Annotated in this window: 10 protein-coding genes; 3 read left to right on the forward strand and 7 right to left on the reverse strand. The window is 61.9% G+C overall.

Going from position 1 to position 13,978, the window contains the following annotated elements; translation table 11 throughout:
- Positions 1–2: 2 nt before the first annotated feature.
- The 7 genes from N5K27_RS20805 to N5K27_RS20835 all read right to left on the reverse strand — a co-directional run bounded on the left by N5K27_RS20805 (position 3) and on the right by N5K27_RS20835 (position 12,575).
- A complete protein-coding gene (locus N5K27_RS20805) occupies positions 3–3,017 on the reverse strand; it encodes a DEAD/DEAH box helicase family protein (RefSeq protein WP_279818488.1) in 3,015 nt (1,004 codons plus the stop codon).
- 10 nt (positions 3,018–3,027) lie between these two features.
- Positions 3,028–4,935: a site-specific DNA-methyltransferase gene (locus N5K27_RS20810; RefSeq protein WP_279818489.1), complete on the reverse strand. Its 1,908-nt coding sequence runs from the start codon at positions 4,933–4,935 to the stop codon at positions 3,028–3,030.
- A 26-nt stretch (positions 4,936–4,961) separates the two neighbouring features.
- Entirely contained in the window at positions 4,962–5,753 is a 792-nt protein-coding gene (locus N5K27_RS20815; protein ID WP_279818490.1) for a DUF4391 domain-containing protein, read from the reverse strand.
- Between the two features lie 8 nt (positions 5,754–5,761).
- Positions 5,762–7,984 carry a S8 family peptidase gene (locus N5K27_RS20820; protein ID WP_347945301.1) on the reverse strand — a complete coding sequence of 741 codons (2,223 nt, stop codon included), beginning with the start codon at positions 7,982–7,984 and terminating at the stop codon, positions 5,762–5,764.
- Positions 7,985–8,113: 129 nt separating this feature from the next.
- On the reverse strand, positions 8,114–9,100 hold the full coding sequence (locus N5K27_RS20825; RefSeq protein WP_279818494.1) for an ATP-binding protein: 987 nt from the start codon (positions 9,098–9,100) through the stop codon (positions 8,114–8,116).
- Positions 9,101–9,147: 47 nt separating this feature from the next.
- Positions 9,148–12,348: a helicase-related protein gene (locus tag N5K27_RS20830; protein WP_279818495.1), complete on the reverse strand. Its 3,201-nt coding sequence runs from the start codon at positions 12,346–12,348 to the stop codon at positions 9,148–9,150.
- Complete coding sequence (locus N5K27_RS20835; protein WP_009618159.1) at positions 12,345–12,575, reverse strand: helix-turn-helix domain-containing protein; 231 nt, start codon at positions 12,573–12,575, stop codon at positions 12,345–12,347. Before N5K27_RS20835 ends, N5K27_RS20830 begins: the two co-directional genes overlap by 4 nt.
- Positions 12,576–12,986: 411 nt before the next feature.
- Between N5K27_RS20835 and N5K27_RS20840 the strand changes: the two genes are divergently transcribed.
- Genes N5K27_RS20840 through N5K27_RS20850 form a run of 3 tightly spaced genes read left to right on the forward strand, consistent with a single transcriptional unit; the run spans position 12,987 to position 13,974 of the window.
- Positions 12,987–13,361, forward strand: coding sequence for an RAQPRD family integrative conjugative element protein (locus N5K27_RS20840; RefSeq protein ID WP_279818592.1), 375 nt, complete (start codon positions 12,987–12,989; stop codon positions 13,359–13,361).
- Entirely contained in the window at positions 13,358–13,591 is a 234-nt protein-coding gene (locus N5K27_RS20845) for a TIGR03758 family integrating conjugative element protein (RefSeq protein ID WP_009463356.1), read from the forward strand. The genes N5K27_RS20840 and N5K27_RS20845 overlap by 4 nt, the downstream gene beginning before the upstream one ends.
- A 23-nt stretch (positions 13,592–13,614) precedes the next feature.
- The gene (locus tag N5K27_RS20850; protein WP_279818497.1) at positions 13,615–13,974 is read left to right on the forward strand and encodes a TIGR03745 family integrating conjugative element membrane protein; all 360 of its coding nucleotides are present in this window, start codon (positions 13,615–13,617) and stop codon (positions 13,972–13,974) included.
- Positions 13,975–13,978 lie beyond the last annotated feature (4 nt).

Raw genomic sequence — 13,978 nt, forward strand, 5'->3', positions numbered from 1 at the left:
ACTTATGCCTTCGCAGCCTCCACCAGCACGTCCTCCACCGAACGCGCCACGACGTACTTCGCCGGATTCTCGCCAACCGCCAGCGCCTCAAAATGCGCCTCGCCGCAGGCGATTTTTGCGCGCTCCTTGTTGCGCAGGTCGTCAGTGAACAGGCTGCCTTTGGTCTCCACCACGAAGTACAGTCGCTGCGCTCCACCTTCCTCCACCAGCACGGCCCAGTCCGGGTTGTAGGTTCCCAGCGGCGTGGGCACCTTGAACCAGCCTGGCAGCTTGGCGTAGAGCTTGATGGCGTCGTTCTTTTCCAGCGCGTCGGCGAAGTCGCGCTCGGTGGTGGAGTCGTAGACCACGTGCTCGTAGATGGACTTGCCCGTGTCCATCAGCATGTTCTTCAGGTAGCCGGTCAGCTCTTCCTGCTCGAACAGTTCCTGTGCATAGACGTGCTGATCGCCAAGCTTCTGGTACTTGATGCCGTCGACCAAGGCCAGGCGCTTGCAGCGGTTGATGGTCTCGGCGCTCAGCTCGATGAACTGCTGCGGGTTGCGCTTGAAGTCGTCCAGCCGCCCGCTGCCGCTCAGGATGGTGGCGATGCTCCGGCGGGTGAGTTGGGTGCGATCCTGGAGGTCGGTGAGCAGGTCCGGCAGTTCGATGTCCGTCTCATCCAGGACGACGGTTGCCGCGCCCGCTTTCTCCGTCGCCTCCACTCCGGCCTTGCCGATGGCGATGTCGGCCTTGCGCCATTGCAGGCGGGCCCTGGGGATGGCCGGGGCTTGGCGGAGCGAATCGATGCAGTTCTGGATCAGTTTCTCATTGTCGAACTGCACCCGGTAGGTCGTCTTGTGCTTGATGCGATCCCAAAGCTCCTTGAACTCCGGGCTGAGATAGACGCCCTTGCGCACGGCAACCTGCTTGCGCTCGTCGGCGTTCTTGATATCCAGGCGGCCCGACACCTTGCGCAGTACATCGGCGATCTGACTGCGCTGCGCGTCGAACTCCGTAGGCAGCGCCAGCGTTCCATCCTTCAGCGCCGTCTTCAGCGAGTCCTGCACCTTGCCCTTGGCGTCGATGTGTCCCGCAGCCTTCAAGTGCTCCCATAGCACCTTCGACTGTTCGACACCCAGGGGCACGGTCTGGCCATCGGCCGCCGTCACGGCGATAGCAGCGAACTGGTGTTGCTCGACGATGCCAAACCGGATGCCGGTGTCGGCCTCGATCTCCTTCTGCAGGTTCTCGGCGAATTGCTCGTAGCTCTCGGTGGCGATCACGGTCAGGGTGTTGACCTCGAAGCCGCGCACGCGCTCCCCGTCCTGGTTGACCGCGAGGCGCAGCCCCCGGCCGATGGTCTGCCGGCGTTCGCGCTCGGTCTGAATGTCGCGCAGCGTACAGATCTGGAAGACATTGGGGTTGTCCCAGCCTTCCTTGAGCGCCGAGTGGGAGAAGATGAATTTCAGCGGCGTATCGAAGGACAGCAGCTTTTCTTTCTCCTTCATGATCAGGTTGTAGGCACGCTCGGCGTTCTCGCGGTTGCTCGCGTTGTTTTCGCTGGTGTCGGTCCAGCCGCCCTTCTTGTCGATCGAGAAGTAGCCGTTGTGGACCTCCTCGGCGGCACTCGCCAGGTCGATCTCCCCGAACAGGCTCTGGTAAGCGGGGAGCTTGGCCGCACGGCGATACTCCTCCTCGAAGATGCGCGCGTAAGGCCCTTTGACGGGGTTTCCGTCCGCATCGTAGGAGCGGTACCTGGCCACCTCGTCGATGAAGAACAGCGACAGCACCTTGATCCCGAGTGGGCGCAGCCGTTTCTCCTTGTCGAGGTGCTCCTTGATGGTGCGGCGGATCATCTCGCGCTGCACGGCCAGGGCATCGACATCACCATGCGCTTGCCCCACCCTGAGAAAGGTTTCGCCGCCGGGGTAGCGCAGCTCCAGAAACTCTTCGTCCTTGGCGGTACTGATCTCGCCGACGCGAAAATCGGCGTAGATGGCGCGCTTGGCGACCTGTTCCAAGTCATCGCCGTCGGAAACGGGGACTTCTTGCCGTTTCACGCCACTGGGGGTTGCCACGTCGAGTTCCACGCGGGCGGAGATCGTCCCGCGGCGGTTGGCAACCGACACCAGCCGAACGAACGGTTTGTTGTGGGCGTCCTCAACGGTGGCCGATGCCACTTCGATCTGCTTGACTAGCCTGCGCTCGTAAGCATCCACGGCGTCGAGGCGGAACACCATGTGGTGCTTGTCCACATGGGTTGCGGAATAGCGCAGGGTGCACAGCGGATTCATTGCATCGAGTGCGGTCTTGCCAGCCCCGGTCAGACCGCCGTCCACGCTTTGCGGCTCGTCGACGATCACGACCGGGCGCGTCGCCTTGATCAGATCGATGGGCTTCTCGCCGCCGGTCTTCTCGCTGTCCTTGTAGAGGTTGTTGACGTCCTTCTTGTTGATGGCGCCAACGGTGACCACCATGATCTGGATGTTCGAGCTGGTGGCGAAGTTGCGCACCTGGCCGAGCTTGCTGGAGTCGTAGAGGAAGTAGTCGAAGGGCACGCCGGCATAGAGCCCCTTGAAGTGCTCCTCCGTGATCTGCAGGGTCTTGTAGACGCCCTCCTTGATCGCCACCGACGGCACCACGATGACGAACTTGGTAAATCCGTAGCGCTTGTTCAGCTCGAAGATGCAGCGCAGGTAGACGTAGGTCTTGCCAGTGCCGGTTTCCATCTCGACGGTGAAATCGCCCGAGACCAACGCCCCGGAAGGCGGCAATCCCCCACGCAACTGGATGTCGGCCAGGTTCTGGTACAGCTCGTCGTCCAGCAATGTGAGGCGGTTGCCGACGCCCAGGTCCGACTCGGCCACGCCGAGCGTCATTTGCTGCGGCCCTGTGCCGGTGGCTGGATCGCCCGCAACGGGTGCCTTCATGGTCACCGTGAACTCAGTACGGCACACCTCCTGGCCGCGAAACAGATCGCAGACCGCCTCAATGGCCTGAAGCTGGTAGTCGAGGTTGGGCTCGAAATGCAGTTTCATTACCACGCCCTTACAGACTGCGCACGTTCTGGATGCCGTGCTGCTCCAGGATGGCGGCGAGGTTGGTCTTGGCCACGTCGTCGGCGAAGGCGCTGTCGCGGAACACGCAGGTGGTGTCGCCCGCCGGCTGAAGCTCCTCGTGCCAGGCGACGATGCCTTGCGCCAGCGGCTCCACATCGTCGCGGGTGATGTGCTCGGCGAGGCAGGCCATGAGCACACCGGCGCCGACGGAATGCACGGTCTTGCCGGCAACCTCGCGCTGCTCGATGGGTACACACAGATCCAGGCCCAGCTTGAGCAGCAGTTCGTAGAGCAGGTCGGCCTCGCTGCGGCCTTCGAGGATGTGCTCCTGATGATCCAGCAGTGTGGCTTCCAGATCCTCGGGCTGTGGGTTCCAGGCGCGGATGTTGGAGGTGTCGAGCTTGAAGACGCGGAAGCCGGTGTCGCCCTGCCAGTCCGGGTTGTCGGCCTTGACCTTGGCGGCGGCGCGGCGCAGGCGTTCCTTGGTTAACTCGGAGATATTGCGGAGCTTGCCGAGTTTATTGCAGAAATCCCAAGCTACCTTCTGATCCGCAGTCATCGGGTCCAATGGCTCCGGGAGTTGTACCAGTACGAATCGTCTATTGCTTGAGTCAGCAGCATTTCGAAGCAAAGTCGCATGCCCAGAGGTTCCTGAACCCGCAAAAAAATCCAAGATGATGTCTTCTGCTTCCGTAGCCTGCTCGATAATGCTAGCTACAAGCCCTGTTGGCTTGGGGAAGGAAAACACTCCAGGACCCAAGAGACCATTAACGTCTCTCGTTCCATCCGCCGTGCTGAATTCTGTGATAACGGAGCTCATGTTCTTGTAAAGACTGCGCATCTCATTCAAGAACAACTTGTGACGGGGCCGCCCGTTACCATTTGAAGGGAACAATATCCGATCTTCGTTTATCTTTTCGGACATTGTCGATCTTTCGTAGCGCCACCCTTTTGGTGGGCATCCATAATTGATTCCCGTTTTGGGGTCGATCAGGTCATAGTGAAGATTTGGCCGAGACTCCTTCGTGGCGAGTCCGGTAAGGTCAGCGCTTCGCCAAGGCCCTCTAGGATCTTTGTCTGGATTGGAAAATTTATCTACATCCTTTTCAGATCCACGAAGAGCAACTTGATCACCCCGTGAGTAGCAGACGATGTACTCATGGTCTGTTGAAACACCTGTTTTTGCGCGCGTATCTTCACTCACCCGAGACTTCCATACGAGTTGCGCAACGAAATTTTCTTCTCCAAAAATCTCATCGCACGCTCTACGTAGATTCTCCACCTCACCGTCGTCAATGCTGATGAAAATAAATCCATTGTCTTTCAAAAGATTTCGGGCCAACTTCAACCGTGGATACATCATATTCAGCCAGTCCGTATGAAACCGCCCACTGGCCTCGGTGTTGCTACTGATCTTGCGTCCGCCCTCCACCTGCCCGGTCAGTTCCAGATAGTTTTTGATGTTGTCCTGGAAGTTGTCCGGGTACACGAAGTCCTTGCCCGTGTTGTAGGGCGGATCAATGTAGATCAGCTTGACCTTGCCGGCATAGCTCTTCTGCAGGAGTTTGAGCACTTCGAGGTTGTCGCCCTCGATCATCAGGTTTTGCGTGGTGTCCCAGTCCACGCTCTCCTCGGGGCAGGGGCGCAGGGTGCCGGTCGAGGGGGTGAGCGCCAGTTGCCGCGCGCGCCGCTTGCCATGCCAGTTCAGGCCGTACTTCTCGTCAGCGTCGGTAACGGTGGCATCGCCGACCAGCGCCTTGAGCACGTCCACGTTCACCGCCGTGCCATTCTGCCCCTCGGTGATGAGCTCCGGGAACAGCGCCTTGAGTTGCTCGATGTTGCTCGCCACAAGGTCTGCGGACTGGGCCTCCGGGCTGGTCGCGTCGATTTTCTGCATCTTATTCTCCGTCATTCTTTCAATCTTCATAGCTGTTCGCGTGCTGCGGCCAATTCCACCAGCACGCGCTTGAGCGCGAGGTTCAGCTCAACCTGTCGCGCCAGTTGTTTTTCCTTGCCGGCCTGTGCGCGCAATCGGGCCGCCTCGGCCTCCAGCCGCGCGCATTTCTGCAGGGCAAGGCGGCGAGCTGCAGCCTGCTCCGGGCTGTCGGCGGCCTTGAAGGCTCCGGTCGTCTTCGCCGCCAACAGGGCCTGCACAGCGTCCATCCACCCCTGATACAAGGCGAAAAGCGTGGATCGAGGTTGGCTGGTCAAGACAATAGCCTGAAGGAATGCCTTCAGCGCATCGAGAGACGGCGCATCCTCGGGGAGAGACACGACCACGAGGTTACCGTCCAGCACCACCTTGCCCGCTTCGTTCTGCGCCCAGCGCTTATGTGCGAGGGATAGAGCAAGGCACTGCTCAGAACGCAACAGCAGCAGAACCGGATAGGGGACCGCACGGTGCAACAGTTCGGCGAGGCGGGCGGCGTTCGCTGGTTTGACTTTGTCTTGCCCGGGCTGGCTGCGCAGCGTCACGGCAAGCACCGCGATCTCCAGGTACTCGCGCAACTTGTCTCGGTAGTCAGGCACGCCGATGGTGTTCGGCTTGAGCGCCGCGACCCACTGTATCTCCTCGACGGTATCGGCGATCAGTCGCTTGTCGGCGGCCGTGGGGGCTCCGTTCTCCAGCAACATCTTCTTCGGCACGCGCTGATCGACTCGGCAGCCGTCGGGCAGACCGAGCGAGGCGATGAATCCTGGTACGTCCAGCGGCATGGCTCGCATCACACCCTCGCACGAGCACGCGCCTGGACGCGAGCTTCAAGTGCGGCGCGGACATGGGCGTAAAGCTGGGCATTCGCCTGCTCGCGGTCGGCGAGCACTGCGGCAAGCGCATAGGGTTCTTCGCCATCGCGGCCGTTTGACCATGGGCTGTCCTGGCGAGTCACCACCACGAAGACCTTGTTGCCGTTCGCAAGCGCCTGTCTGAAGCTCCAGCGAGAAACCTGCAATGTGCCGTTTTTGCGTGCGTCGTTGGACAGCCAGCGACCGTTGCTGCGCTCTCCCATGCCTTGCTCACGGTTCCGACGGAAAGCCTGAGTGACCTCGTCCAGGCCACTCGCTGTAACCACGGAGAACCACAGCTTGCTCATGCGGTAGTCCAGCCGCGTGGTACGGACGGCTGGACTGTGCGCCAAGGCAACCGTTATCTCCCGCGTACGGCGGCCGCCCGCCCAGAAGCTGTCAGGCAGCGGCAGCTCGAAAAAATGGTGCTGGTCGTTGCCGATGCGCTCTTCGGTCAGCAAGGTGACGGTGTGATCCAGCGAACGAAAGAGGGCGGCATCCTCGACACACCCGTAGCCGATCAGACGCAGCAGCTTGTCGCGCCCTTCACCGTTGCCGTCGGGGTCGAGCAAGGTCTTGCAGGCTTGTGGCCAGCTGGCATGCGCGCCGATCAACGCACGCAGCAGGTTCGGGGTGGCATCCGGCAGTTCCGCCAGGATCCTCGCCGCCTTATGCGCGACGACCGGGGCAGCATAGCTCGTCCCAATGTCCTCGCTGAACCCTGACCCGCCGGCAAAGCCGCCGTTGAGCGAGACTACGCCCAGCCCTGCATGCCGCGGACGTGCAACCGCCCGCATCAGCGCGACATTGCCGGCGTGCTCGACGACATCAGGTTTGATCGCGCCATTGATCGACAAGCCGCATCGCGTAAGCGGAAACGGCTGGTCAGTTCGGGCCAATGGTTGATCCTCAAGGGTGTTCGGATGCCGCTGCGCGTCCCTCGTCGCTTCGTTCTGTGCAATGCCGCCTACCGTGAGCGCGTTCAGGGCAGTGGCCGGATCGAGCAAGCGCGCGGAGTCGGCAAGCAGATAGTCGGGATAGCGTTCTCGCGCGTCGTCTGGCAGCTCGGAAAGCTGCAGGTTGCCGGTGGGCACCACGAACAGGACACCGAGCTCTCTCGTCAGGCGATCCAGGGTGTAGGCCAGGCCGCGAACGTGGCGCCCGTCATAGACCTTGTTGAGATCGCCATAGCTCAGATTGAAGACACGACACCCGTACTGGCCGTGCAGCTCGCGCACAGCCTCCTCCACCGCCTTCTCGACGAACTCGGTCTGGTCGTTGCCGTCGTCATTGAAGACCTTCCCGGAGAACAGTCGGAGCTGCGGGACGAAGCGCCCGTCCCGGATCGCAGCCGCCACGTCCCCATACAGCGCCAAACCGGCGACAAAAGTGCCGTGCCAGGGTTGATCGTCATGCGCGGCCCGATGGGGAGAAAGGTAGCCTTGTGCATCGCCCACTGCCGGCCCCAGCAAGGGATGTCCAGGCGTCAGTCCCGAATCGAGTACCGCGACGGACGGAGCATCACCATCTGGAGGCAAGACAGCAGGAAACTGGTTGACGTCAGTGAGCAACAACTGGACGGCAATGCCGAGTCGCGGAGGAAGGTCGACCGTGCGCACGTCGCGGTGCCGCAGGACCCGATCCGCCTGCTCTCGGGTACAGCGCATCCGCACCATCAGGAGGGAAGGCTGCGTGAGGCTATCCAGCCGCTCAATGCCATGTTCTTGCAACCAGTGGGAAAACGCCTCCATAAGCGCCTGGCGTCTGTCTTGCCGCTCCTGGGGCCACAGTTCGACGTCGAGCGTGAAGGGTTCCTCGGTGGGAAACCCCTGCTCGCGCAGCGCTGCGCCGGTACGATCCTGGGGCGACCAGTGGTCGAAGTCCTCGATGACGAACAGAAGCTCCTTGCGCGTCACTACGCCGTCGCGGGCGAGTGTGCTGAGACGACTCTCGAACTCGGCGAGACCTTCTTCTGTGGCGAAGGCCAGCACGATGGACTCGTCTTCTTGGCTGACGATCTCAACACCGGGAATCGCGTCGAATGCAGGAACGCTTTTGTCACCGGCATGCAGCTGAATCTTGAGAAGCTTTCGATCGTCGAATCCACCCAAATCTTCTTCGCCGATCCGTTCCCGCGCCACGACGAGCTTTTGTGCCAGCATCGCGCCGTGGGCGCGGGGGTCGGCCGGCGGCCGAACACCGGGATGTCGTCTTGGATGCCGTTCAGTCGACGGCGCCTCTCGCTGCAGGCGCAGGTGCTCGTAAGCCACAGTCTCTTCCCCCCCCCCAACTCAGCCCTTATGGCGGTATTCGCGAGCCAGCGCGGTATCGATGTGGGCCTTCTCGAGGAACTCCCGTCCGGACAGGATCATTTCCTTCACGGCCCGGCGCAGTACGCGCTCGATATCGGCATGGGACATTCCTTTGAACTGCGAGGCAACTTGGCCGTCGTCCGCCTCGAAATTTCGTCGAATGCCGGACAGCTTCAATGACAGCAGGCGTTTGATCTGCTCCAAACTGGGCGGCTCGAAACGCAGAACCTCGTCGAAACGCCGCCACACCGCCTTGTCCAGCAGAGACTCGTAGTTGGTCGTGGCGATGAGGATGCTCTCCCCACGGTAGCCGTCCATCATCTGCAGGACTGCGTTCACGGAACGCTTCAGCTCGCCGTGATCGGCGCTGTCGCCACGATCCTTGGTCAGCGCATCGAATTCGTCGAAGAGCGCCACCACCGGCTGACTCGCCACATAGTCGAACACTTTGCGCAGATTGGCCGCCGTCTCACCCAGGAAGGACGAAATAAGCGAATCGAGCCGGACCAGAACCAGGGGCATCGACAAGCTGTGCGCGATGACCTCCGCAGCTAGCGTCTTGCCGCAACCCGGCGGCCCACAAAACAAGAGCTTCTGCGCGGGATGCATACCGAAGGATCGCAACACATCGGCACGGTTGTGCTCCATCAGGATCTCATCTAGCGCCGACTTCGTGGCGTCAGAGAGGATGATGTCCTTTTCCTCTCGAATCACTGCACGCTCTTCGAGCAGCGCCAGACCATTGTCCTTGTTCGTGGGCAGATCGGTCACGGCATGCAGCCTGCGGGAGCCAGGACCGGCTTTGGCCTGATCGCCGTAAAGCAGGTGCTCGAGATCGTTGGCGAGCAGATGATGGTTCTTCTCGCGCTCTTCTTTGATGACCGCTTCGGAGGCGGAACGGAATCTGGCGAGATCCCCTTGTACGCCGGATTTGATCAGTTGCCTGAGCAATTTTCCGCTAGCCATAAATGTTCCCTAGATTCTTCAACGCATTCTCTCGGTATGTTTCCTGTTCACTCTTGGGACAGCACTACCATGAATGCCAACACTTCAAAGTCATTGCTTCCGGCGAACTCGCCTTTGATGGCATGCGTGCCGCCCGGCGAAAACAGACTGGCCACTGCGCGTTCCTCGTTCTTGCCAACCACCGACGCTACGCTTGCTGCGAGCAGCTTTTGCGCATGGCGCATGTCTTCGCCGTGCTTGGTGGCCTTGTCGAAGCGGGCGCAGGCGCCAGCGTCGGGCAGGTCGCGACCCAGCGCCAGGCGCTTGAGCCGGTCGAGAATGCGTTTGGCCTGGGTGTAGGGCAGCAATACAGCGCCATCGTCGCCGACGTGGACGAGGTAATGGGGTGCCAAGGGGTAGTCCGATTCCTTGGCTTTGTGTGCGGCCGAGCCCTCGGCGCGCAGGCAGAAGATCACACCAGGCGGAATGTCGGCGTCGATACTGGTGGTGACCGCGTAGGCCCCCAATGGCTGGTTATCCAGCTTGCCGGGATGCGCCTTGAGGTGTTGGGCCAGATCGATGCGGAAGTTGGTGAGCGTCAGGTCGGTAATTGATACGCCGGTGGACAGGTCTTCCAGGTCGATTACCGTGTCCTGCAGCTTGAGTAGCTGCTTGCGCCGGTACTCCAGATCGTTCATCGGGTTGCCGGACTGTTGCTCGATGAGGTTTTCCTCACCGGTGGCGGAGACGTCGAGCAGCACCATGCGGCCGCTGACACGCTGTTCCAGATTGATGTATTCCTCCAGCTCCATGTTGGGCCAGAAGTTAACCAGCTGGATGCGTTCGTTGGGCGAGCCGATGCGGTCGATCCGGCCGAAGCGCTGGATGATGCGCACCGGGTTCCAGTGGATGTCGTAGTTGATCAGCCAGTCGCAGTCCTGCAGGTTCTGGCCTTCGGAAATGCAGTCGGTGGCGAAGAGCAGGTCTAGCTCGCCCTCGTCGGCCAAATCCGCCGGCCGCTCCTTGGAGCGCGGCGAGAACGCCGTAAGGATGGATGCCAGGTCCTTGCGCAGATGTGGCAGCGTGCTCTGATTTCGGCCCGCACCGGTAACGAGCGCCGACTCGATGCCAAGCGTGGCCTTCGCCCACGGCGCCAGTTGCGCGTAGAGGTATTCGGCGGTGTCCGCGAAGGCGGTGAAGACGATGAACTTGCGGTTGCCGGCATTGATCGGGTTACGGCATTTGTCCTCGATCATGTTGCGCAAGGCGGCCAGCTTGGCGTCCCGATCAGCATCGACCTGCTTGGCTGCGGCCAGCAGGGTGGCCAGACGGTTACGGTCTTCGATCAGGTCTTGTTTCCAACGGATGAGGTCGACGTCGCTGAGCAGTACCTTGACCTTGCGCCCGACAAGCAAGGTCTCGAAGGCGGGGTCATCGATGTCGACGTCGGCGATGTCGATTTCCTCGATGTCGGCAGCAGACGCCTCAATGCGTGCGAGCGTGGTCTCCACGTCGCGAAGCTGGCGCTCGACGGTCAGGGCGAACGAGGACACTGCGCTTTCCATGCGCTTGAGCACGTTGACTCGCAGCAGGTGGATCAGGCTCTCTTCGCGGTCCACCTGGCGGAAGAAGCTTTCGCCCCCGCGGATCTGGGTGCTGTACTTTGCGTCGTAGGCGGCTTGTTTGTGGGGCAGGACGTAGCGCAATGGCGCATAGCTGGCCAGATTGAGCCGCCGGATTTCGAGGTTGATGTCCCGGATGCTGCGGAACTCGCCGGCAAGGTCCACATCGGCCTTGATGTTGATCGGTGGCAGACGATCCGGGAAGCGGCCCGTCTCGCTGGTGCCGTAGTATTTCTCGATGTGTTTGCGCGAGCGGGCGATGGTGAGGTGATCCAGTAGGGTGAAGTAGTCGAAGCCCAGCATCTCGACCAGCCTCGCGGGTGTCTTCTCGGACTCGTCGAGGTTCAACCAGCGGTTGAACTGGGTCTGCGCCTTGCGCGTGGTCGCCTCGATGCTGGCGATACCGTGTTCCAACATGGCGGTGTCGTCGCCCTCCGTGACGAAGGCGATCTGGTTGCGCAGGTCGGCCAAGCGGTTATTGACGGGGGTGGCCGACAGCATCAGGACCCGCGTCTTGACGCCTTCCTTGATGATCCGTCGCATCAGACGGTCGTAGCGGGATTCCTTGCCCTTGTGCGTGGCCTTATTGCGGAAGTTGTGGGACTCATCGATCACCACCAGGTCGTAGTTGCCCCAGTTCACGTGCGACAGATCGATGTCGCCAGACGTGCCGCCGTCGCGCGAGAGATCGGTGTGGTTCAGGACATCGTAGTTGAAGCGGTCGGCTGCCAGGACGTTGCGCTTGTCGTTGGCCTTGTAGAGCGTCCAGTTGTCGCGCAAGCGCTTGGGTGCTAGTACCAGCACGCGATCGTTGCGCAGCTCGTAGTACTTGATGATCGCCAGGGCCTCGAAGGTTTTTCCGAGGCCCACGCTGTCGGCGATGATGCAACCGCCGAAGCGGTTGAGCTTGTCGATGGCACCGACCACACCATCACGCTGGAACTTGAAGAGCTTCTTCCACACCACAGTATTACGGATACCCGTGGCGGACTTGACGATGCGCTCCTCGTCCATTTCGTCGCCACTGTCGCGAAACAGGTGATGCAGAATGAGTGCATACAAGGAGAAGGGGTCGCGGTGCTCGCCAATCGTGCGCAGTGCTTCGAGCAGAGCTTCGCGCCCGCTACTGGCGTCCGTGGATTGAGTTCGCAGAGCGGACCATTGATGGTCGAACCACTTGGCGAGCTGCGCAGCTTCGTCGGCCGACTCGGAAGCCTGGATCAGGCTCAAAGGGTTTCCCGGAGTCACGCCGAGTCCATCGGTGCTGAAGGCAAAGGAACCGAGGACCGCCTGCTCCGTCAGCCCATGACCATTCCGTATGACTGCTGCCCCTTGCGGCACTGGGCCCGCAGCTCGCCGCAAGTCGACCTTGTCGCCGATCCATTTCGCACACTGGTTGGCCAGCCACCGGACCTGTAGGCGGTTGCGTGCGGCACGATCGCCTTCGACACCCAAGAGCCCCAACTCAGCGTCGCCGGAAGGCAGAACGAGCTGGACGCGTTCCAGCGCCGTGAGCGAATCTCGCAGCTCTGCAAACGCGAAGAGGGAGAACGACGGGGTCACGCAGCCGAGCTGGTTGCCTTGCTTTAGGTGGGGGCGCATCAGGTCGATCACGCGGTCTGCGCCCGTGTTGTGGATCAGTTTCATGACCGGCGCCCCCCTTTCAACAGATCATCCCCACCTTCTTGCTGATCGCCTGACGACTGCTGCCTGATCCAGCCGTCGATGTCTGCACGGGAGAAGCGCCATATCCCGCCCACCTTAAAGGCCGGAATCTTCTTGGCTGCTGCCAAGCGATAGACCGTGCGCTTGCCCACCTTGAGATAGGCAGCCACTTCATCGAGGGTCAATATCTGTCCGGGCTCGTCTTTCATTGCTTCCCCACCCGGTGGGGGTGGCACAGGCGGTAGTGACAATCCTGGCAAGTGTAGAGCAATCCGGTGCAGTTCTGAACAGCTAAATGCGCAGTTTGCCGGCGCGAGGTCATCCAGTCCGAGGGGATAGCCCCACCACGGGGGCGAGCGCCACGTCGCGTCAAGCCGCCACCGCGGTGACGACCTCGGCCAGCGGAGAGAAGTAGGAGCACCGCGCCAGCAGGGTTTCCACATAAGTGGCCGGCCCGTCTTCCTCTAGCAGCCAGGTCTTGGACTACCGGCCTTTGTCCGGAAACGACGCTGCGCCAACTATCGAGGCAAATCCGGTGCTCCGCCCGTTCCGATTCTTTGCGGCACAACCCGGCCCCACGCCGCAGCATCCCGCCATCCAGACGACTGCGAAACGGCGTGATGACACCCCTTGGCACCCCGACGACTCCCTGCCGCCGCGTGCCGGCCCTGGCCTTGGCTCTGACCATCGCGCTGGCCGGCGCATCGCCCACATCGGCCGCCGACGGCCTCGCCTCGGAGCGTGAGCAACTTGCCGCGCTCGCGCGCCAGATCGATCTGATTGACCGCCAGGCCGAGCACGCCGCCCATACCGCTCCGCAGCAGCGCGCCCGCTACCACTTCGACCATGCCCGCCTGCGCAAGGACCTCCAGCGCGTCCGGGCGGGCATCCAGGACTACCTGACGCCGCCGCGCGCCCAGCCGCGTGATCCGGTCGAGCTGTCCGGTGACTACCGCCAGTCCAGCCCGCGCTCCGGCCAGGAGGCACCTCAGTGAACGCCGCCCAGGTCAGTGCCTTCCAGGCCAATGGCGGCTTCGCCCCCGCTGCCGTGGCCACGGTGGTGCTCGGCCTGGTGTTCGCCGTCCTGCTCCTGTGGGGCGTGTGGGCGATGCGTACCGCCTACACCGGGTGGGCCGAGCAGCGCCTGTCCCAGCGTCAGTTCCTGGGTGTCGTCGTGCGCTTCGTCGCGATGTACCTGGTGCTGACCTATTTCCTCCTGTCCTGACCACCACGAGAGGCCCTACCGCCATGAAGACCCATCCGATTCCCCATCGCGTTGCCACCACCATCCTCGCGCCGCTGGCGCTGATGGGCTTGCCATTGGCGGCCCTGGCGCAGGGCCTGCCAACCATCGAGGACCCGTCGCGCGGCCAGGGCAGCGGCATCATGCAGACGCTGCAGAACTACGGCTACGACATCGTGCTGCTGATCGCGCTCCTCGTGGTCGCCTCGATGTTCGTCGGCGTGTGCTACCACGCCTATACGCGCTACTCGGAAATCCATACCGGTCGCGCCACCTGGGGCCAGTTCGGTCTCACCGTGGCCGTGGGTGCGATCCTGCTGGTGGTCGGCATCTGGCTGCTGACCAAGGCCACCGGCGTGCTCTGAGCGG

It is taken from the genome of Pigmentiphaga sp. GD03639 (genome assembly GCF_029845405.1).
Lineage (GTDB): Bacteria > Pseudomonadota > Gammaproteobacteria > Burkholderiales > Burkholderiaceae_B > Pigmentiphaga > Pigmentiphaga daeguensis.

Bases quoted from the DNA above. Each gene is read 5' to 3' on its own strand.
- N5K27_RS20805 (WP_279818488.1), bottom strand. From the start codon at position 3,017: ATGAAACTGCATTTCGAGCCCAACCTCGACTACCAGCTTCAGGCCATT.
- N5K27_RS20810 (WP_279818489.1), bottom strand. From the start codon at position 4,935: ATGCAGAAAATCGACGCGACCAGCCCGGAGGCCCAGTCCGCAGACCTT.
- N5K27_RS20815 (WP_279818490.1), bottom strand. From the start codon at position 5,753: ATGCCGCTGGACGTACCAGGATTCATCGCCTCGCTCGGTCTGCCCGAC.
- N5K27_RS20820 (WP_347945301.1), bottom strand. From the start codon at position 7,984: ATGCTGGCACAAAAGCTCGTCGTGGCGCGGGAACGGATCGGCGAAGAA.
- N5K27_RS20825 (WP_279818494.1), bottom strand. From the start codon at position 9,100: ATGGCTAGCGGAAAATTGCTCAGGCAACTGATCAAATCCGGCGTACAA.
- N5K27_RS20830 (WP_279818495.1), bottom strand. From the start codon at position 12,348: ATGAAACTGATCCACAACACGGGCGCAGACCGCGTGATCGACCTGATG.
- N5K27_RS20835 (WP_009618159.1), bottom strand. From the start codon at position 12,575: ATGAAAGACGAGCCCGGACAGATATTGACCCTCGATGAAGTGGCTGCC.
- N5K27_RS20840 (WP_279818592.1), top strand. From the start codon at position 12,987: ATGACACCCCTTGGCACCCCGACGACTCCCTGCCGCCGCGTGCCGGCC.
- N5K27_RS20850 (WP_279818497.1), top strand. From the start codon at position 13,615: ATGAAGACCCATCCGATTCCCCATCGCGTTGCCACCACCATCCTCGCG.